Source organism: Tumebacillus avium (assembly GCF_002162355.1).
Taxonomy (GTDB): Bacteria; Bacillota; Bacilli; order Tumebacillales; family Tumebacillaceae; genus Tumebacillus_A; species Tumebacillus_A avium.
This window is the reverse complement of record NZ_CP021434.1, coordinates 655,551-675,870: the sequence shown is the minus strand read 5'-3', so window position 1 is coordinate 675,870 and position 20,320 is coordinate 655,551. Positions and strand designations below refer to the sequence as shown.

Here is a 20,320-nt window from a genome sequence, read left to right as displayed (position 1 = left end):
ATGAAGGAGATGGCCGCTTTGACGCTGGGCGATCTGCGCCAGGTGACGCGCGACCCGGTGCTGTTGATGTCGATGCTCGCTCCGGTGCTGATGGCGCTGGGAATTCGGTTTGGCGTGCCGTTTGCCGACACGTTGTCGCGGGAGAAGCTGGGGCTTGTGCTGACCGGGCATGATCTCTTTTTGATGAGCTTTTTGCTGTCCGGCACGCCGCTGATGCTGGGGCTGCTGGTCGGATTTTTGCTGCTGGAGGATCGCGATGAAGGGGTGCTGGCCTTTTTGGCGGTGACGCCGCTTGGGAAGATGGGGTATCTGGGGTACCGGCTGCTGAGTCCGGTGGTGCTGTCGACTTTGTTTTCGCTGGCCGGGTTCGCGATGGCCGGGGTAGAGGCGCCGGAGCTTGGCAGGATCTTGCCGACGGTGCTGGTGTTTGCGCTGGAGGCGCCGATGGTGGCGCTGTTGATGGGGGCGTTTGCCGGGAACAAGGTCGAAGGCTTGGCGGTGTCAAAGGCGTGCGGGATCTTGTTTGTGGCGCCGATTGCGGCGTATTTTCTGGAAGGGCCGTTGGGCTGGGCGGCCGGGGTGCTGCCGACCTTTTGGGCGGTGAAAGCATTTCTGGCAAGCGGTGCGGGTGAGGGTGTATACTGGTTGTATATCAGTGTTGGCATCCTGTTTCATGCTGCTGTGATAGCGCTTCTCTTGAGGAGGCTGAATGCCAGGGCGAGCTAAGAGGAAGGGGAACGACTCTTTTGGTGAAAAAGGTTCTGATTGCCGTCTTGTTCGTTGCAATCATCGTATTAGGTTATCAGTACAAAGATCCGTTTATGGACATCATCGAAGCGGGCGGCTGGTTGGCAGTTCTGGTGTCGATTCTGCTGTACAGCATCATTGTGTTTTTCCCGGTGGTGCCGGCGCTTCTTTTGGTCGGTGTGATCGGAGCGGTGTTTGGCACTGTGCTTGGCACAGGCATTACGCTCTGCGGAGCGCTGGTCGGCACGACGATCATGTTCCTAATGGCGCGCTACGGTTTCCGTTCGTGGGCACAGGGGATTTTGGACAAGTATCCCAAGGCGAAAGAGTACGAAGGCTATTTTGAGCAAAATGCGTTCCTGAGCATCATCGCCGTGCGGATCGTCCCGGTGGTGCCGACGCAGGTGGTGAACATTTTGACGGGCGTCTCGAAAGTGCCGTGGATCCTGTTCTTCGCCGCAACAGCGCTCGGTTCACTGCCGCGCCTGCTGATCTTCGCATTTGTCGGCAACTCCTTCGAAGACAACAAGATGACCTCGATCCTCACCTACGCGGCCTACATGGTCGTCATCTTCATCTTCACCTACATCTTCATGAAGCGCCGCATGGAAGCGCAGCAGCAAAAGCAGATCGAAGAATAAGCAAAGGCAGGTTCCGATGGTGGAGCCTGCCTTTTTACGTGGTTGCACCGTCCATGGGGGTTGGCATAGGCTATAGCAACGAGAATGCCAAAGGGAGGAGCCAACACCTTATGGAAGCAGTAAAAGCAACGGTCGACGCGGCGCACTGGCTGTCGGCGGTGGAAGACATCACAGTGCGCTCCGGCGCGAAAGACCGGGAGCATACCGTCCTGTTGCGCATCGATGCTGCCAAACGGACGCTTACGCTGTTGGAGGAAGACACCGACAGCTTTTATAAGATCACGCTGCCTGTCGAAGTGGAGACGGACTTTTTCACCCGCACCTTGACCTGCAAACTCACTGCCCGCAAACTCGCGCCGCTTGGCGACTTGTTTGCGCAGCAGAGCGAGCGGGACGTCACCCTCACCGTGCGGAAAAATACACTGTCCATCAAACGAGGGGAGCAGCATCTCCTGCTCCCCAACCAGCTCGTCAAAAAAGCGCTGCCCATCCTCAAACAGCCTTCCGATTCGGAAACGGCGGTGCGCTTTGTCATCCCCGATCATCAGCCGCTCTGCCGATCCTTGGAGCTGTGCACCGACACCGCCCTGCGCATCCGCGTCGGCGGGGGAGCGGGCGGCACGATCACGGTGCACGACCAGGCCTATCCGGTCGACTCCCGCACATCCGGCCTCTACCTCTGGCCGCGCACGGCGCTGTTTAACCGCCTGTCCCAACTGCCCGCCCGCTGCAAGCTGCACGTGACCTTGTCCGGGCAAAATGCGGTCAGCTTTGCCACCGTAGCGCCTTCCGCCAAAGCGGGCGTCCAGCGCGAGTTCACCATCAAGCCGTATCCGCTGACCAACCTCTACATCGCCGCCAACAAAGCTGCCTCCAAGCCGGACGACACCGCCCCCTGGAAAAGCACCCAGCTCAAGAACTCACCCGACAAAAAACGCAGCAAGCGCTCCACCTTGCTCAGCGACAGCAGCGAGGATGATTTTGCCGAACTGCACCTGAACTCGCGGGCGAAACAGGAGAAAGCGGCGTCTCTGGACAGCATGGGCAACACGCAGCGCCACCCGGATCGCCCGGCCGACCTGCCAGATGAGCTGCAAAAAGCACCTGCCAACCTCCCGGCCAACCCTCCCGCCTACCTGCTGCCCGACGTCGCCGAACACCTTGCCGCCGACACGACACAACCGCCGAAGCCATCCGCCTTGGAAGAATTGCACGCCCTGCCCGGCCTCGCGCATGTGAAAAAGCAGATCTGCGACATCGCCCAGTTCGCCGCTTTTGAAAAAGAGCGCCGCACCGCCCTCGGGATCACCCGCAAACCGCCGACCCTGCACATGGCCTTCCTCGGCAACCCCGGCACCGGCAAAACGGTTGTCGCTCGCATGATCGGGCGGATCTACAAAGAGCTTGGGCTGCTCAGCCGGGGCCACGTCGTCGAAGTCGACCGCAGCGCCCTCGTCGGCGCTTACATGGGCCACACCGAGCAAAACCTGACCAAATACACCAAACGCGCCCAAGGCGGCGTGCTCTTCATCGACGAAGCGTACACCTTGTACAAAAAGGACTCCGCCAAAGACTTTGGCCTGACCGCGATCAACGGGCTGGTCAAACTGCTCGAAGACCACCGCGAAGACCTCGTCGTCATCGTCGCCGGCTATAAGAAGCAGATGGACGAATTTTTCACCTTTAACCAAGGACTGCGCGAACGCATCCCGTTCCACGTCGACTTCCCGGACTACTCCGACGCCGAACTGCTCGCCATCGCCGACCACCTCGCCGAGCAGGACCACTACCAACTCACGCCGGAAGCAAAAGACACTTTGCTGCGCCGCGCCCTCCGCGAGAAGCTCGATGAAACGTTTGGCAACGCCCGCACGATCCGCAATCTCTTGGAGAAAGCGAAGATCAACCACGCCGTCCACGCCAAAACGCAGAGCGCCGAGCCTGCGCCCGACGCCTACAGCACGCTGACCGCCGAAGATTTTCACGACAGCTCGCTGCCCGATGCGGAAACGCTCGACGACGTGCTGCGCGACCTCGACAGCCTGGTTGGGCTCGAAGAAGTCAAACGCGTCGTCAAACAGATGAGCGCGGTGCTGGCGATGGAGCAGAAGCGCTCCGCCTACGGGCTCGAAGACAGCCCGCTCACTCTGCACATGGCGTTCACCGGCAACCCCGGCACCGGCAAAACGACGGTCGCCCGCCTACTGGGACGCATCCTGCGCGTGCTGGGCCTGCTGCCCAAAGGCCATTTTGTTGAAGCGTCGCGCAAAGATCTCGTCGCCGGCTACATGGGCCAGACTGCGCTGAAGACGGGCGACAAGATCCGCGAAGCCACTGGCGGCATCCTGTTTATCGACGAAGCGTACGCCCTCGCCCGCAGCAAGCGCGAAGAGTTTGGCGCAGAAGCGCTTGCCACCTTGATCAAAGAGATGGAAGACAAAAAAGACCTGCTCGCCGTCATTTTCGCCGGGTACACGCAAGAGATGGAAGACCTGCTCAAGCTCAACCCCGGCCTGAAAAGCCGCATCCGCTTCCACCTGCATTTTCCCGATTACAACGCCAGCGACCTCGTCGAGATCGTCAAGCGCAAAGCGGAACGCTCCCGCTACGAGATCACCCCGGAAGCGGAAGAGAAGCTCTGGCGCTGCTTCATCCGCGAATGTTCGCTCGCCGGGCCGGACTTCGGCAACGGCCGTCTGGCGGAAAATGTGCTGGAGCGCGCCAAGATCAACCTTTCCACCCGCCTCGCGCAAATGGAAGGTGAGATCGACAAAACGATGTTGATGACGCTGACCGAAGATGATTTTCAATTTGAATCGGGGCCCTTAAAATAGGGGTCCTGATTTTTATGTTTCTGGCAGGTTTTTTAAGCCTTGTGTAGAATGTTGTGAAATGGAGAAACGAGCTAAACAAATACAGCTAAACTTATATCCATTGTGCAAATAAATGAATTCCTAACGCATCGAGCTGAGGAGTGAATGAATGATATGACCAAGCCATCCGCACCTGAACAAGCGGCGCTTACCGGACGCATTTCCTCCGGCCCAAGCCAACTCTTGCATGAAGAGATCTTGGAGCCGCAGTTTGTTTATGAGCTGCACAACTTTTTGCCGTGGTACATTTTGGTGGAAAAAGTGATGACGCTCGAATATGAGCGCTTAGGTCTCGTATCGGCCGAAGCGCGCCAAGAGATCGGCGCGTTGCTTTCCGAGATCAACTCGGAGACGATCACCGCCGATCCGAAAGCCAACATGTCGGACATCGCCTTTGCCATCGAGCGTTTCGTTGAAACGCGGATGACGCAGGAAGCGCCGGCGTGGCATATGGACCGCAGCCGCAACGATTTTCAAGCTTGTGCGCAGATCATGTTTGGCCGCGATCAGCTCTTGCAGGTGATCGACGAACTGTTCCGTTTTTCCGCCGCTTTGCACCAACTGGCGGAAAACACGGTCGACCTGCCGATGCCGGGCTACACGCATTACCAGTCCGCGCAAGTGATCTCGCCCGGATTTTACCTCGCTGCCGTCAATGAGCAGGTGCTGAAGACGATCGCCCGCCTGACTGCCGTTTATGATGACATCAACCGCTGCCCGCTCGGCTCGGGCGCGATGGCCGGACTGGAACTGGGCTGGAACCAGCAGCGCATGTCCGACCTGCTTGGCTTCCACGAACCGGTGCGCCACGCGCTGACCGGGGTTGCCAACCGCGAGTGGAGCTTGCGCGTCGCCGCTGAGCTGTCCACGTTCTCGATCAATCTCTCCCGCGTCGTGACCGACCTGATCGCGTGGGGCAGCACTGAATATGGTTTGATCGACCTGCCGGACCAGCTCGCAGGCATTTCGTCTGCCATGCCGCAGAAGAAAAACTTCCCGATCCTCGAGCGCATTCGCGGCCGCATCGCACATATCTCCGCGTACTATATGGACTTCGCGTTTGCGCAGCGCAGCACCGGGTACACCAACCTCGTCGAAACGTCGAAAGAAGCAGGCTCGAACGTCCTGACGATGTTCAAGACGATGCGCTCGGCGCTCAAGCTGTTCACCTCCGTCATCGAGAACCTCAGCTTCAAAGAAGAGCGCATGCGTGCGATCTGCGAACGCGAGTATTTTGGCGGCTTTACGCTGGCGAACATGCTGGCTTTGCACGGCGGTGTGCCGTACCGCAAAGCGCAAGTCCTCGCCGGCCGCTACATCACCGCAGCAATCGAAAAAGGGCTCAAGCCGACGCAAGTGGACATCTCGCTGCTGCATGCGGCTGCCGATGCGCTGGGCTTGAAAGCAACTCTGAGCGAAGAACAGTTGCGCCAGGCGTTCGACACCGACTACAACCTGCACGTGAAAAAGTCGGTCGGCGCGACCAATCCGCAGCGCATGCGCGACCTGCTCGCCGTGCAGGAAGCGGAGACCGGGCAGTTGCTGCAAGGGATCAATGAGCGCAAACAAGCTGTGCAACACGCGTTTTCTCAAGTGGAAGAGCTGCTGAAATAATTCTTGCTGAAAGAGTTTCTTGCTGACAGAACCCCTATCGAAGAAAGGACTGGACTTCATGCTCCGTCAAGATATCATCGATGCAATCGGCAAAACCCCGCTCGTCAAACTGCGCCTGAACGACCGGGCCATTGGTCAGGTTTATGCCAAGCTGGAACTGCTCAACCCGTTTGGGATGAAAGACCGCGTGGCGAAAAACTCGATCCTCGAAGCGAAGAAGAAAGGCATCCTGAAAGACGGCGCGCCGATCATCGAAAGCTCCTCCGGCACGATGGCAGCAGGCGTGGCGATCGTCGGCACCTACCTCGGGCACCCGGTGCACATCGTCACCGACCCGCGCATCGACCCGATCACCGAAGCCAAGCTGACTTCGCTGGGCTGCAAAGTGCACATCGTGGAAAAAATGTCCCCGGATCGCGGCTGGCAAGGGTCCCGCCTCGAACTGCTGCACCAGCTGCTCGAGGACAATCCCGGCGCGTTCTGGCCGCGCCAGTATGAGAACCCGGACAACCCTGGCGCGTACAAAGAGCTGGCAGCCGAAGTGATGGAAGACATCGGCCATGTCGACATCCTCGTCGCAGCGGTTGGTTCCGGCGGTTCCTTGTCCGGCTCGGCCCGCGCTTTGAAAGCGTTCAATCCGAATTTGAAAGTGGTCGCTGTCGATGCGGCCGGCTCGGTCATCTTCGGCCAGCCGGACAACCCGAAGCGTCTGCAAGGCGGCCTCGGCAACTCGCTGGTCGCTCCCAACGTCGATTTTGCCGTGATGGACGAAATTCACTGGCTGAACGACGAGGAAGCATTTGCGGCGACGTTGCAGTTGGCGGGTGAAGAGAAGATCTTCGCCGGGAACTCCTCCGGTTCCGTCTTTGCTGTGGCACGCTGGATCGCGTCGCAAGTTGATGAAAACACGAAGATTCTCGCCATTTTCCCGGATCGCGGCGACCGCTATGTAGATTCGATCTACAACGAAGCGTACCGCATCGAGAAAGGCGTCAACACGCTGCGCCTGCCGGACGACCCGGCGCACGTGTCCTATGACACTGTCGTCACCTCCTGGTCCTATTCCAAGATCGAAGCTAAAGGAGCCGCCCAACATGAAGAAGAAACTGCTGTTCGTTGAATCTAACACCACCGGCACCGGCATGCTCGCCCTGAAAAAAGCGGTGAGCTGGGGCCTGACGCCGATTTTCCTGTGCAACAAGCCAGAGCGTTATCTCGGTCTGGAAGAGACCGGCAGCGAAGTGATCGTCTGTGACACCAACAGCATCGATGAGCTGAAAAAGACAATCGAAGCAAACGTTAGGGTCGACGAGATCTGCGGATTTGCCACCACCTCCGAGTTCTACCTCGAAGCGGTGGCGACGCTCGCGACCCACTACGGCCTGCCGGGCAACCCGCCGGAAGCGATGCGCACCGCACGCAACAAGTCCCTGACCCGCCAGGCGTTGGCGGCAGCAGGCGTAGGTCAGCCGCGTTTTGCGATCGTTCGGGGACAAGCTGACCTCGAACAGGCGTTGGCGACCGTGCCGGTGCCGTGTGTGGTCAAGCCGGCCGACGATTCCGGCTCCAATGATGTAATGCTCTGCAACACGCTGGCAGAAGTTGAAGCGCACACGCTGAAGATTTTGTCGGTCACCACCAACATGCGCGGCCAAGCCACCGCAGGCACCGTGCTGATCGAAGAGTATGTGGACGCGCCGGAATTTTCTGTGGAGATGTTCACGTGGGAAGGCAAGACCACCTGCATCGGCATCACCGAGAAGAGCCTGACCGGGTTCCCGTACTTCGTCGAGTCCCGCCATATCTTCCCGGCCAAGTTGGCGTCTGATGTGGAAGAAGAGATTCGCTCCACCGTCATCAAAGCGCTGGCCGCAGTCGGGGTGAAAAACGGCGCGACCCACACCGAGCTGAAACTGACCCCGGAAGGCGCGAAGATCATCGAGATCAACGCTCGTCTGGCAGGCGGGATGATCCCGGAACTGATTCGCCTCGCGACAGGTGTGGACATGCTGGAACAGCAGATCCGCTGCTCGGTCGACGGTCCGAAAGACCTCGTCGTCGAGTACTCCGGCCACGCGGGCATCAAGTTCATCATGGCGCCGGAAGTGGGCGTGCTCAGTGAAATCCGTGGCGCAGAAGCGGCGCAAAACGTTGCCGGCGTGCAGCAAGTGATCGTCACCGGCAAGCCGGGCGCAGCTGTCCAGCCGCCGCAAAACGCTTATCACCGCCTCGGTTCGGTGATCGTCAAAGAGGGTACCTATGAAGAGACTGTAACAACGCTGGAAACGGCGATCGAAAAAATCGAAGTTGTGCTGGAAGAATCGGTCATCAAGAACTAAATCGCAGCTCATGCACAAGGAGGCTTACCCCATGATTGAATTGCGCAGTGATACATTCACGCTGCCGACGCAAGAAATGCTCGAAGCGATCCCCAAGGCCGCGCTCGGCGATGACATCTACGGCGAAGACCCGACGGTGAAGCAACTGGAAGCCCTCGCCGCGAAAATGCTTGGCAAAGAGGCAGCAATCTTCATGCCGAGCGGCACGATGGCCAACCTCGCGTCCCTGATGGCGCATTGCCCGCGCGGCTCGAAAGTGCTGGTCGGCAACGAGACGGACATCTACATCTATGAAGCGGGCGGCGCAGCGGTCTGCGGCGGTATCATGTACGAGCCGATCCCGACTCAGCCGGACGGACGCCTCTTGATTGAAGATCTGGAAAAAGCGTTCCCGGACGACACGACCGACCCGCAGTTCGCACTCCCGTCCCTGATCACCATCGAGAACCCGCACAACCGCATGGGCGGCAAAGTGCTGCCGCTGTCCTACTTGGCGGAAGTGCAGGCATTCGCGAAAAGCAAAGGCCTGCCGGTGCACATGGACGGCGCGCGCATTTTCAACGCGTCGATCGCGCTGGACGTACCGGTGGCGGAAGTTGCCCAGTATGCCGACTCGATCCAGTTCTGCCTCTCCAAAGGCCTGTCCGCACCGGTCGGCTCGATGGTTGTCGGCACGGCTGAGTTTATCGAGAAAGTCTACCGCCTGCGCAAAATGCTTGGCGGCGGCATGCGCCAATCCGGCCTGCTTGCAGCGGCGGGGATCATTTCGCTGGAGAAGATGGTCAACCGCCTCGCCGACGACCATGCCAACGCCCGCCGTCTGGCAGCCGGTCTCGCTGAGACCCCGGGCATCGAAGTGGACATGGACGTCCCGACCAACATCGTCTTCTTCCGCGTGACGGCAGCAGGCTTCACCTGGCAGCGTTTTGTGGAAGAGTGCTACGCAGCCGGCCTGAACATCGCCGAGCTCGGCCACGGCCGCATCCGCGCTGTGACCCATTCTGGCATCACCGAACAAGACATCGACCAGGCGCTGGAGATCATCCGCCAAGTGCTGTCGACAGAAAAAGTCCTGAGCGTATAGCTCAGGACTTTTTTTCTTTGAGAGTTTAGCGCTTCGCAAATCTTTGAATCAAATAGACAATCAGTGCAGCAAATGCAACGCTTGACAGCAGCCAAGTGATCAGCACGGGCAAAGGTGGAAATATCATCTTCTCACTCCTTTTTCTCTTCCATCCGTTCCCGAAAGCGCGTGGGCAGATCATAAAACGCCAGCAGATACGCCAGCGCCAGCCCGGCAGGCAAATACCACCACGGCAGTCCTGCGATCAGCGCGGGGAGGAACAGCAGGACGCTTTGCACGACCATCACGCCGAATGCCAGTTGGGAGTAGCCTTTCAGTTTTGCTTCTTCCTCCAGCGGGTACAGTTCCATTACATCGGGGTATTTTCGCTCCGTCGCCATGTTCGGCATCTGCTTGCCGGTCACGTACAAGGCGAGCAGGTAGACGCCGAGCCCGATCCAGACGTTGGTGACAAAAAACAGCCCAACAAACGCCGTCAGCGTGATCCGCACGGCGATACCGAAGTACTCGCTTTGGCGCAGGAACGTCCGCGTGTAGAGGAACAGAAACGGATTCCCATGCTCCCAAGGCAGTTGCGGGAACTTCCATTCGCGCACGCGGTTCATGATCTCCGGCACATCGACGAAAAAGTTGGCAAAGGCGAGGTACCCGGCCACCGCTTTTTTCTCCAGCTCCATCAGCTCCGACCACGGATACCCGTCCGGCCAGCGGCGGCGCAGCAGGAGCAGCACGACGGGGAAGAGGGCAGCATACCAATACCCGTGTATGATCGCCCAAGCCAAGCCTGCATTCACCACAAAGCGCACGGCGGTCACCCAAGCGGGCGTTTTCCATGCGATGCTCCGCCACTGCTCCTGCACGTTCCACAGCTTGACGAGGAGCAGCAGCGCCCAGATCAGGAAAAATCCAGCCAGACTCCCGATCTCAAACAGATAAAAGGGGAGAGCCAAGCTCATCACAAAAGAAAACGTCAGCGCTCCCATCCACGAGCTGTAGTTCACGGCGCGCTGGAAATACTCTTTCATCCGCGCCTCGGCCGGGAGCAGAAACACTAGATCAGGCTCTTTGATAAAAGTCCGCACTTTGCTTTTCGTCAAAAAGTACGCCAACACGACCGCCAAAAACAGCTCGGACGGAAATGTTTCGGGCACAATTTCGAGCATGTACCGATAGACAAACGCGATCCCCACCGCCACAAACGGCACCGACATTGGCAAAGCGACATTGCGGCCGGCTTTCAGGGCGTAGACCAGACCGTTTTGCCACGCAGTTTTCAGGCGGTGAGCATACAAGTCCTGCAGGTTCTTCATCGCGACGACTCCTTCACCACCCGCACAAACAGATCATCCAGCGTCGCGTCCGGCATTGCAGCTTGTCCGCGCATGTCCTCCAAGGTGCCGTACAGCGCCACCACGCCCCGGCTCATCATCACAAAGCGGTCGCAGTACTTCTCAGCCATGCCCAAAATGTGTGTGGAGAGCAGAATCCCCGTGCCTTGCGCCTTCATCTCCTCCAGCAGTTCGAGCAGCGCGTGAATCGCCAGCGGATCGAGCCCGACAAACGGCTCATCGACGATCAGCAGAGCGGGCTGGAGCAAAAACGCGCAGAGGATCATCACCTTCTGCTGCATCCCTTTGGAAAACGTCCCCGGAAAGGCGTCCAGGCTTTCCTTCATCCGAAAGATCCCGAGCAGGCGTTCCGACCTTTCTTCATATAAAGCGTCATCCATGCCATACGCCATCGCGGTCAGCTTCATGTGTTCCCGCAAAGTCAGCTCCGGATACAGCCGAGGCGTCTCCGGTACATAGGCGATCTGCGAGCGAAACAGTGCCCGATTGCTCGCCAACGTCTCCCCATTCAGCGCCACGCTGCCCTGATGCGGCTCGATCAGCCCCAGCACATGCTTGATCACCGTCGACTTCCCGGCCCCGTTCATCCCAACCATCCCCACCAACTCGCCAGCCCCCACGGTAAACGATACGTCCCGTATCACCGGCACATCGGCTTTGTACCCGCCGGTCAACCCTGTCACTTCTAACATCTATGTACCTCCTATACGCGTTTCGACCTAGTACCCACATTGTACCAAACTGCCAAACAAAAAGGGCGTGCCTATCAAAGGCATACCCTTTTGTTCAGAGAAATGATGCATTTACAATGAGTTCATCTGTAACACCTGCAGCTCATCTGAAAAACCAAAATCCCTTATAAAACCTGAGCGCCAGCTCTAGTCAACCGGCGTTAGCCTCAATAAGACGCCACACACCCGTCCGTCCTTGGCTCGGTGCCGCCTTTCAGCACGCCCGTGTCCGGGTTGCGCCAGATGATCTGACCGCGTCCGAAGCCTCCGGAGCCGACCGCCCAGCGCACGCTGTGGCCGCGCGCAGCCAATGCCTGGACGATATGGTCCGGCGTGGAATGCTCGATCTCGACCAGCTTATCCTTCATCCACTGCCAGCGCGGGGCATCGAGCGCCGCCTGCGGGTTCAGCCCAAAATCGACCGTGTTCATCACGACCTGCACATGACCCTGCGGCTGCATGAAACCGCCCATCACGCCAAACGGACCCACCGCCTGGTCGCCTTGGGTCATGAAGCCCGGGATGATCGTGTGATACGACTTTTTCCCCGGCTCCAGGCAATTGTCATGCTCCCGATCCAGCGTAAAGTTATGCCCCCGGTTCTGCAGCCCGATGCCCGTGCCCGGCACGACCAGCCCGGAGCCAAATCCCATGTAGTTGCTCTGAATAAACGACACCATATTGCCCTCGCCATCGGCCGTCGCCAAATACACCGTCCCGCCGCGCGGAGGTTCACCCGCAACAGGAGTCAGCGCCTTGTCGCCGATCAGCTTCCTGCGCTCATCCGCATACGCATCAGACAGCAAGTCCTCGACCCGCACCCGCATCTTCCCGTGGTCGGTGATATACTTCTGCCCGTCAGCAAACGCCAGCTTGATCGCCTCGATCTGCTTGTGGTACGTATCGACCGCATCCTGCTGCAGGAACTCATAGCCTTTCAAAATATTTAACGCCTGCAGCGCCACCAGCCCATGCCCGTTTGGCGGAATCTCCCACACATCATACCCGCGATAATTCACCCCGATCGGCTTCACCCACTCCGGCTGGTACGACGCCAAATCTTCCTTGCGAATATACCCGCCATACTTCCGCGAATACGCATCGATCTGCTCCGCCAGTTCCCCGCGATAAAACGCCTCCGCCTTTGTCTCCGCGATCAACCGCAGCGTCCGCGCATGATCCGGCGACCGCCACATCTCGCCGACTTGCGGCGCACGACCTTCCGGTGCAAACGTTTCAAACCAATGCTGATACTCCTCGCCTTTCAACAGCTTCTTGTACATCACAAACGCCCGTTCCCAGTGATACGCCAAAACAGGGGAGAGCGGATACCCTTCCTCCGCATAGCGGATCGCCGGAGCCAGCACGTCGGTCAGCGGCAGCCGGCCAAATTTTTCCGACAGCGCCGCCCATGCACTTGGAGCCCCCGGCACCGTCACCGGGATGAATCCAAACTTCGGGATCTCTGCCACGCCCGCTTTTTCCAACGCTTCAATCGAAAGTCCCATCGGAGCCGGGCCGCTGGCATTCAGCCCGTGCAGTTCACCTTTCACCCAGACCAAAGCAAACGCGTCGCCGCCAATCCCGTTCGACGTCGGCTCGACCACCGTCAAAGCGGCCGCCGTCGCAATCGCCGCGTCGATCGCATTGCCGCCCTTCTGTAAAATCTCCAGCCCGGCCTGCGCCGCCAATGGCTGCGACGTCGCCACCATGCCATTGCGTGCATAGGCGGTCATCCGCTTCGACGCGTACGGGTGATGCAAAGCATCAAACTTCATCGATCATTCTCCTCTCGCATGCAACAGTTGATGCGGGTATTTATCCAGCATTTTCTCCATGCAGGAGAGATCACCTTCTTTAAGAGATAAACCTTCTTTAGAGGATTCCCGGCGATCTTCACGAAACTGAAACATATGCAACTGTAAGCTGTCCGGGATTGCAAATTAAGAGGGAGATGAGTGCTTTGTCCGTCTGGGACTTGTTTATCGCGATGACCCGCGCCGGCCTGCTCGGGTACGGCGGAGGGCCCAGCACGATACCGCTGATCCGCGCCGAAGTGGTCGAGCGCTACAATTGGCTGACCGACCAGGAGTTCACCGATGCGATCGCCATCGCCAACACCTTGCCGGGGCCGATCGCAACCAAGCTGTCCGCGTTTGTCGGCTTTAAAGTCGCAGGCGTGTTTGGCGCTTTGTCCGCTTTGTTCGGCATGGTCGCGCCGACGGCGATTGCGGTGATTTTGCTGCTCAAACTGCTGCTGACCTTCAAAGACAGCCCGTATCTCAAAGGCCTGATCAACGCCGTCCGCCCGGTCGTCGTCGTGCTGCTCCTGCAGACCGCCTGGCAATCCTCCCAAGGCGGCACGTTCCTTGACTGGAAGCCGATCGCCATTGGCGTCGCGGCTGCCTTGGCGATCTTCTGGCTGAAAATCGATGCGGTCTACGTGATCATCGCTGCGATGGTGCTTGGCGTGATCTTTTTCCGACCGGCTGTCTAGCTCCTTTTGGTGTAGAGCGGGGAAAAGTTGGAGAGAGTGAATAGCAAGACGCACAACGGAAGAGTAGGTGACGATGGCAAAAAAGCTGCATTGGTTTTATCTGGCGAGTTTTGCGCTGGTGCTGATCTGGTCGGTGATCAAGCCACGAGACTGGCTGACCTGGGCGCTGGAAGCATCGCCGATCCTGATCATCTGGGGCGTGGCGATCTGGCTGTACCGGCGGTTTCGGCTGACCGACCTGACCTACACGTGGCTGTGGATCTCGTCGATCATCGTGATCATCGGCGGCCATTATTCCTATGAGCACATGCCCCTGTTTTCCTGGCTGCGCGACACGTTCGACCTGCAGCGCAACCACTATGACCGCTTCGGCCATTTTATCAAAGGCATCACGGCCGCCCTGCTGGCCAGGGAAGTGATTTTGCGCAAAACGCCGGTCGACAGCCGCTTCTGGCTGAATTTTTTCGTACTCAGCTTCTGCTTGGGCTTGGCGGCGCTGTATGAGATCGTCGAGTTCCTCTCGGTGATGGTGCTGCACGGCGAAAGCACGGAGTTCCTCGGCATGCAAGGCGACATCTGGGATGCCCAGTGGGACATGCTGATGACGTTTTTGGGGGCGATCCTCGCGCTGCCCGTGTTTCGCAAATGGCAGGACCGGCAGATGGGAACGCTGCCGTACTAAATAAGAAGGGAAACAGCGCGATGAGCTGTTTCCCTTTTTGCTTATTCAAATCCAAAGCCCTGATCGTCCAGAAATGCCCGCATATGGGCGCGGGAAGGATGGGCGTATTTTTCGGAGATCTGCTTCGACCAGGTGGTGTCCATTTTGCCGCCGCTGCGCTCGTGGTAGTAGTCGCGCATCGTCTGGTCGTAGTCCTCGATGCCTTGCGCGATCTGGCTGGGCTGGTATGTATTTTCATGGTAGACCGACGGGGTGGACAGGCGCGGACGGTGAAACGGCTCCTGGTCGGGGACGCCAACGCACATGCCGAAGACCGGGTAGACCAGCTTGGGCAGCTTGAGCAGTTCGGTGACGGCTGCCGGGTTCTGGCGGATGCCGCCGATGTAGACGATGCCGAGCCCCAGCGCTTCGGCTGCCACAGCCGCATTTTGCGCCGCTAAGGACACGTCGACGGTGGAGACGAGGAAGCTTTCTACATATTGATGCTGCATGTCGACGCCATGTTTGGCGCAGGCCTGCTGCAGGCGGTAGAGGTCGGCGCACCAGACGAGGAACAAGCCGCACTCTTCCACATAGCTCTGGTTGCCGGCCAGACGGGCAAGCTCTTTCTTCAGCTCCGGATCGGTGACGCCAATCACGCTGTAGGCTTGAATGTTTGAAGACGAAGACGCCATCTGTGCCGACTGGATGATCGCCTGCTTCTGCTCATCGCTCAGCGGCGTTGGTTTGAATTTGCGAATCGAGCGGTGCCCTTGCAGCAAATCAATGGTAGGATTCATCGAAATTCCCCCTTGGCTCTTGGTAGGTTTTGCTTTATTATAGCCTAAAACAAGAAAGAGGTCGTGGAGCATGAAATTGGAACCGGCAGTGCTGGATGGGGTGCGCGTCAGGCTCGTTCCTTTGGCGCGGGAACATGCGGCAGGCATTTATGAAGCGGCAAAAGCGGAAGAAATCTGGGCCTACATGCCGTATGCGATCGATTCGCCGGCCATGGCCGAGCATTTTGTCGAGGAAACGCTGAAGCGGGTGGAGCAGGGCGTCGATCTGGCTTTTGTCGTGATCGACAAAGAGACGGAGCAGATCATCGGCAGCACGCGCTATCTCGATATCTCCCTGCCGAACATGGGACTGGAGATCGGCTGGACCTGGTACCATCCCAGCGTGTGGCGCAGTCGGGTCAACACGGAGTGCAAATACCTGCTGCTCCGCCATGCGTTTGAAACCTTGAACTTCCTCCGCGTGCAGATCAAAACGGACAACCGCAACGTCCGCTCGCAAAACGCCATCGCCCGCCTCGGCGCCGTTCGCGAAGGTGTGCTGCGCAATCATATGGTCCTGAAGAGCGGCTATGTGCGGGATACGGTGTTCTTCTCGGTCATCGACCGCGAATGGCCGGAAGTAAAAGCAAAATTGGAAGCCTTTCTTAACTAAGAATTAATCAAAACTTTTCATGTGAGTCTCGGAGTTTCCGAGGCTCTCTTTGTTTTTTCCTCTAAAAAAACGCTACAAAATTGTCATAGTTTTATAGTATGATAGAAACGTGTTTTGCACAGATTTCAGTCATCTTTAATTTGTGGGAAAAGGGGTAAAAAAGCCAAATGCGGAAACATGTGTGGAACAAAGTCCTCAGCGTGCTGCTCGCCTTTGCTCTCGTGCTGACGAATTTCCTCAGCTTCGGGAATGCACAGCTTACAGTACAGGCTGAAGAAACGGTCATCACCGTTGCGCAAGCGATTGCGAACAACACGGGCGTGGCGACTGTCGAAGGTTTCATCGTCGGAACGACCAGCGTCGGCCCGAACTACCAACTCTCCGGTCCGTTTACGGTCCCGTCGAACCTGGCGATCGCAGACAGCCCGAACGAAACGGCAAAAGCAAATATCATGCCGGTGCAGCTTGTCTCCGGCACGGCCGTTCGTAACGCTTTGAACCTGGTTGACCATCCGGAAAACCTTGGCGCAAAAGTTCGCATCACCGGCACCTTGAGCGCGTATTTCACCACGCCGGGTCTGAAGACTCCGACCGCCTACACGATCGTAGACGGCGGCGTAGTGATCGATCCGCCTCCGGGCCCGCAAGAAATGAGCATCGCCGATGCACGCGCGAAAACCGGTCAAACGGTGATCGTGGAAGGTGTTGTCACTGCTGACAACGCAGCGCTTGGCGGCTACAAAATCTCCACCTACATCCAAGATGGTACTGCAGGCATCAACCTTTATGCTTCGAGCGCAACCGGCTTCCCGGAACTGAAAGAAGGGGACAAGGTCCGCGTAACAGGTAAAATTACAGAATATAAAGGCTTGCTGGAAATCGAGCCGTCGCAAGCGGCCGATGTGCAAGTCGTCTCCTCCGGCAACACGCTCCCGGCGGTAACGACGCTCTCCTCTTTGGAAGCGCTGACCACCGCAGCAGGCGAAGTGTACGAAGGCACGCTGGTCAAAGTGACCGCGTACGCAGCAAGCGTACCGTCCTCCGCATCGGGCGGCGGCTATAACGTGGCGATCTATGACGGCGCTTTCAACAGCACCACCCTGCGCGTGATGGAAACCACGGGTGCCATCTCGCAGATTCAAGCCGGCAAGTGGTACGAATTTACCGCGATCGTCGGTCAATATGACTCCTATCAATTGATGCCGCGCAAAGCATCTGATATCAAGCTCGCAGCGGAACAACCGGGTGCACCGCGTCCGGCCGACCGTTATGCTTCTTCGATCAAATCGACGGTGGACGGCGACACCGCGCACCTGAACACTCCGGTGCTCGGTGCGACGACCGTGCGCATGCTGTCGATCGACACGCCGGAAACCAACTATGAAGGCATGTCCCAAGGCTTCCACGGCGAACAGGCCAAGCTGAAGCTGAAAGAACTGCTGCCGGTCGGCACTCCGGTCGAAATCGAACCGGCTGACCAACCGTTTGACAGCTACGGCCGTCTGCTCGCACACATCCATGTGGGCGAGATGGACATCAACAAGGAAATGGTCCGCCTCGGCATGGCCGTTCCGTACTTCATCTGGCCGAACGTTGAGCATTTTGAAGAATACGCGGCGGCAACTCGTGAAGCGATGCAAAACGAGCGCGGCATCTGGGACCCGCAAAATCCGCTGGAGCAGCTCCCGTACGAGTTCCGCTTCACCGATCGCGGCGGCCCGGACAAGTATGTCGGCGACTTCTACACCAAGAAATTTGTTTCGCCTGACAAGTGGGAAGAAGTGCCGGTCGAGAACCGCGTCTTCTTCTACTCCACAGAAGAAGCGCTTTCTGCTGGCTACACCTACGCAGAAACGATGCAGCCGAACGTGCAAGTACAGCTGCTTTCGATCAACGACCTGCACGGCAAGATCGACCAGTCTTATGAAGCGGACTTCAACGGCGACCGCGTCAATGACGGCTGGTTTGGCCGCATGGACTATGTGGCCACGTACCTGAAAAACCGTGAAGCAACCAACCCGAACACCCTGCTGATCCACGCAGGCGACGCGGTGGGCGGCTCCTCCCCGGTCTCCGCTCTGTTCCAAGACGAGCCGACCATCGAGATTCTGGAAAACCTCGGTTTTGACGCCGGCACCATCGGCAACCACGAACTCGACGAAGGCACCGCAGAGATGCTCCGCCTGCAAAACGGCGGCGATCATCCGAACGGCACCGAAAACTATGACGGCATCAACTTCCCGCACGTTGCAGCCAACGTCGTTTACAAAGCGACCGGCGAGCATGTGCTCGATCCGTATGTGATCAAAGAAGTTGGCGGCGAAAAAATCGGCTTCATCGGCGTTGTCACCAAATCGGCTGCAGGCATGGTCATGCCGGCCGGCATCCAGGACATCGAATTCACCGATGAGACCGCAGCTGTCAACGCAGCAGTAGCAGAACTGAAAGCGCAAGGCATCAAAGCAATCGTGGTGATGGCGCACATGGATGCAGTTCAATCCGGCACCAAAGTCACCGGCCCGGCTGCTGACCTCGCGAACAAGGTCGACGATGAAGTCGACGTGATTTTTGCAGCGCACAACCACTTGATCGTCAACGGCGTTGTTGACAACAAGCTGATCGTGCAAGCATGGGAATACGGCAAGGCGATCGCAGACGTCGATCTGGAGATCTCCCCGGCCACCCATGACATCGTGGCAAAACGCGGCGAAATCGTTCCGGTTGCGCAAGCTGGCGTAACTCCGGACCCGGCTGTTACTGAGATCCTCAACAAGTACCAAAACCGCATCGCGCCGATCATCAACCAAGTGGTAGGCGAAGCAGAGCAGCAAATGCTCGGCGGCTACGGTGTCAAAGGTCTGATCGGCGACAACGCGCTGGGCAACCTGATCGCCGACTCGATGTCGTTTGCGATGGACAGCGACTTTGCGCTGATGAACGGCGGCGGCATCCGTGACAACCTGCAGGCAGGTCCGATCACGTGGGGCGAGCTGTACAACATCCTGCCGTTCAACAACGTGCTGATGAAGCTGGAAGTCACAGGCGCTGACATGTTCAAGATCCTCGACGCTCAGCTTTCCAAGCAGTACGGCCCGGACTTCTCCGTTGGCGGTTTCTCGTACACCTATGATTCCGAAACGGTGAAGACGGTCGACATCTTCCTGCCGGACGGTTCCAAGATCGACCCGGCAAAGACCTACACCTTGGCTGTAAACAACTTCATGGCAACTTCGACTTCCGCAAAATACAAGCCGATGGGCCAACTGGGCAAAAACCCGGTGACCGGTCCGGAAGACTTGGAAGCATTGGTGGCATTCGTGAAGAACTCCACCGCACCGTTTGCGTATGAAGCGGATGCGCGCATCTCCGATGTTCGCGAGATCGCTGCCAACACGATCGGCGAACTGTCGATCGCTGACGCACGCCTCGCAGGCACCGGCAAAGTGGTGACCGTGCAAGGCACCGTCACTTCGAAAACGGGCATCTTTGGCGAAAAGCGCTTCTACGTGCAAGATGCGACCGGCGGCCTGTTCGTGCTGCAAAACCGCACCGACCTGGAGGTTGGCGACGTTGTGCGCGTCACCGGCATCACCGCTGAAAACGGCGGCGAGTTCCGTCTGATCGGCGTAACGGCGATCGAAACGGTTGGCACAGCAGTTGTTCCGGAGCATGTGAACGTCACTCCGGGCACTGTGAACGAAGCGCTGGAAGGCGAGATCGTGAAGCTGAAGAAAGTGATCGTTTCCGATCTGACCCAAACCAACACGTTTGGCTCCGCTTCCTTCACCGCGACCCTGGACGGCCAGTCGATCACCGTTTTGATCGACTCCCGCATCGGCGCGAACGTTGCATCGCTCCACTTCGAGAACAGCGCGGCGCTCGATGTGATCGGGATCGCGTCCGAAGTGAACGGCAGCTATGTCGTGAAACTGCGCAGCTTGAACGATGTGAAAGTGTTTAACCCGAACGCAGGTTTTGGTTCGGCGAAAAAAGGAAAATAGTAAGTTACTTGAGAGGCGATACTCATCGCCTCTCTTTTTTATTTTAAAATTGACTATTGATTATAAATTCTCAGTTTGTTATATTCTAGACAAGTATTACCAATCATCATACAAATTAGAAAGGGGTTGACAGTCATGGCAAAAGATATGTTTGATCTGGATTTCCAAGTGAAAGAAGTAGGTACGGTTGGTACCGATTCTGTTACCGAACTGTGCTCGGATGGTGAGTGCACGTCTTCCTACTGCTACACCTACAGAACGTATGTGGCAGGCGCAAACGACGGCCCGGAATGCGTGTAAACGCTTGACGGTGCAGGCAGTCGGATACACC

16 protein-coding genes are annotated in these 20,320 nt (G+C 57.9%); 12 read left to right on the top strand and 4 right to left on the bottom strand.

All coding sequences use genetic code 11. The features are described 5' to 3' along the window. From CBW65_RS03390 to ltaE, 7 genes are all read left to right on the top strand, one after another. On the top strand, positions 1-726 hold the full coding sequence (locus CBW65_RS03390; protein ID WP_087455594.1) for an ABC transporter permease: 726 nt from the start codon (positions 1-3) through the stop codon (positions 724-726). Between the two features lie 23 nt (positions 727-749). Then, on the top strand, positions 750-1,388 hold the full coding sequence (locus tag CBW65_RS03385) for a TVP38/TMEM64 family protein (RefSeq protein WP_087459103.1): 639 nt from the start codon (positions 750-752) through the stop codon (positions 1,386-1,388). A gap of 110 nt (positions 1,389-1,498) precedes the next feature. Next, positions 1,499-4,222, top strand: coding sequence for an AAA family ATPase (locus CBW65_RS03380; RefSeq protein WP_198299742.1), 2,724 nt, complete (start codon positions 1,499-1,501; stop codon positions 4,220-4,222). A gap of 153 nt (positions 4,223-4,375) precedes the next feature. After that, positions 4,376-5,875, top strand: a complete 1,500-nt coding sequence (locus CBW65_RS03375) for an argininosuccinate lyase (protein ID WP_087455592.1) — start codon at positions 4,376-4,378, stop codon at positions 5,873-5,875. A gap of 58 nt (positions 5,876-5,933) precedes the next feature. Then, positions 5,934-6,995, top strand: coding sequence for a PLP-dependent cysteine synthase family protein (locus tag CBW65_RS03370; RefSeq protein ID WP_087455591.1), 1,062 nt, complete (start codon positions 5,934-5,936; stop codon positions 6,993-6,995). Next, positions 6,970-8,214 carry an ATP-grasp domain-containing protein gene (locus tag CBW65_RS03365; RefSeq protein WP_087455590.1) on the top strand — a complete coding sequence of 415 codons (1,245 nt, stop codon included), beginning with the start codon at positions 6,970-6,972 and terminating at the stop codon, positions 8,212-8,214. Before CBW65_RS03370 ends, CBW65_RS03365 begins: the two co-directional genes overlap by 26 nt. A 31-nt stretch (positions 8,215-8,245) precedes the next feature. Beyond that, positions 8,246-9,298, top strand: coding sequence for a low-specificity L-threonine aldolase (ltaE, locus tag CBW65_RS03360; RefSeq protein WP_087455589.1), 1,053 nt, complete (start codon positions 8,246-8,248; stop codon positions 9,296-9,298). A 131-nt stretch (positions 9,299-9,429) separates the two neighbouring features. Here the strand turns inward: ltaE and CBW65_RS03355 are convergent, their stop codons facing one another. From CBW65_RS03355 to CBW65_RS03345, 3 genes are all read right to left on the bottom strand, one after another. Beyond that, the gene (locus tag CBW65_RS03355) at positions 9,430-10,608 is read right to left on the bottom strand and encodes an ABC transporter permease (protein ID WP_087455588.1); all 1,179 of its coding nucleotides are present in this window, start codon (positions 10,606-10,608) and stop codon (positions 9,430-9,432) included. Continuing rightward, positions 10,605-11,339 carry an ABC transporter ATP-binding protein gene (locus tag CBW65_RS03350; protein ID WP_087455587.1) on the bottom strand — a complete coding sequence of 245 codons (735 nt, stop codon included), beginning with the start codon at positions 11,337-11,339 and terminating at the stop codon, positions 10,605-10,607. The genes CBW65_RS03355 and CBW65_RS03350 overlap by 4 nt, the downstream gene beginning before the upstream one ends. Before the next feature lie 206 nt (positions 11,340-11,545). Next, on the bottom strand, positions 11,546-13,156 hold the full coding sequence (locus tag CBW65_RS03345; RefSeq protein ID WP_087455586.1) for a gamma-glutamyltransferase family protein: 1,611 nt from the start codon (positions 13,154-13,156) through the stop codon (positions 11,546-11,548). Positions 13,157-13,341: 185 nt separating this feature from the next. Between CBW65_RS03345 and CBW65_RS03340 the strand changes: the two genes are divergently transcribed. Both CBW65_RS03340 and CBW65_RS03335 read left to right on the top strand, forming a co-directional pair. Next, complete coding sequence (locus CBW65_RS03340) at positions 13,342-13,875, top strand: chromate transporter (RefSeq protein ID WP_198299741.1); 534 nt, start codon at positions 13,342-13,344, stop codon at positions 13,873-13,875. Positions 13,876-13,948: 73 nt separating this feature from the next. Then, complete coding sequence (locus CBW65_RS03335) at positions 13,949-14,557, top strand: DUF2238 domain-containing protein (protein ID WP_087455584.1); 609 nt, start codon at positions 13,949-13,951, stop codon at positions 14,555-14,557. Positions 14,558-14,598: 41 nt separating this feature from the next. Here the strand turns inward: CBW65_RS03335 and nfsA are convergent, their stop codons facing one another. Further along, positions 14,599-15,336 carry an oxygen-insensitive NADPH nitroreductase gene (nfsA, locus tag CBW65_RS03330; RefSeq protein WP_087455583.1) on the bottom strand — a complete coding sequence of 246 codons (738 nt, stop codon included), beginning with the start codon at positions 15,334-15,336 and terminating at the stop codon, positions 14,599-14,601. Between the two features lie 70 nt (positions 15,337-15,406). On the opposite strand from nfsA, the gene CBW65_RS03325 reads away from it, so the two are divergent. The 3 genes from CBW65_RS03325 to CBW65_RS24050 all read left to right on the top strand — a co-directional run bounded on the left by CBW65_RS03325 (position 15,407) and on the right by CBW65_RS24050 (position 20,289). Then, positions 15,407-15,988, top strand: a complete 582-nt coding sequence (locus tag CBW65_RS03325; RefSeq protein ID WP_087455582.1) for a GNAT family N-acetyltransferase — start codon at positions 15,407-15,409, stop codon at positions 15,986-15,988. A gap of 167 nt (positions 15,989-16,155) precedes the next feature. Beyond that, the gene (locus CBW65_RS03320) at positions 16,156-19,989 is read left to right on the top strand and encodes a DUF6359 domain-containing protein (protein ID WP_087455581.1); all 3,834 of its coding nucleotides are present in this window, start codon (positions 16,156-16,158) and stop codon (positions 19,987-19,989) included. A 135-nt stretch (positions 19,990-20,124) separates the two neighbouring features. Next, complete coding sequence (locus tag CBW65_RS24050; protein ID WP_157721748.1) at positions 20,125-20,289, top strand: hypothetical protein; 165 nt, start codon at positions 20,125-20,127, stop codon at positions 20,287-20,289. Positions 20,290-20,320: the final 31 nt, after the last annotated feature.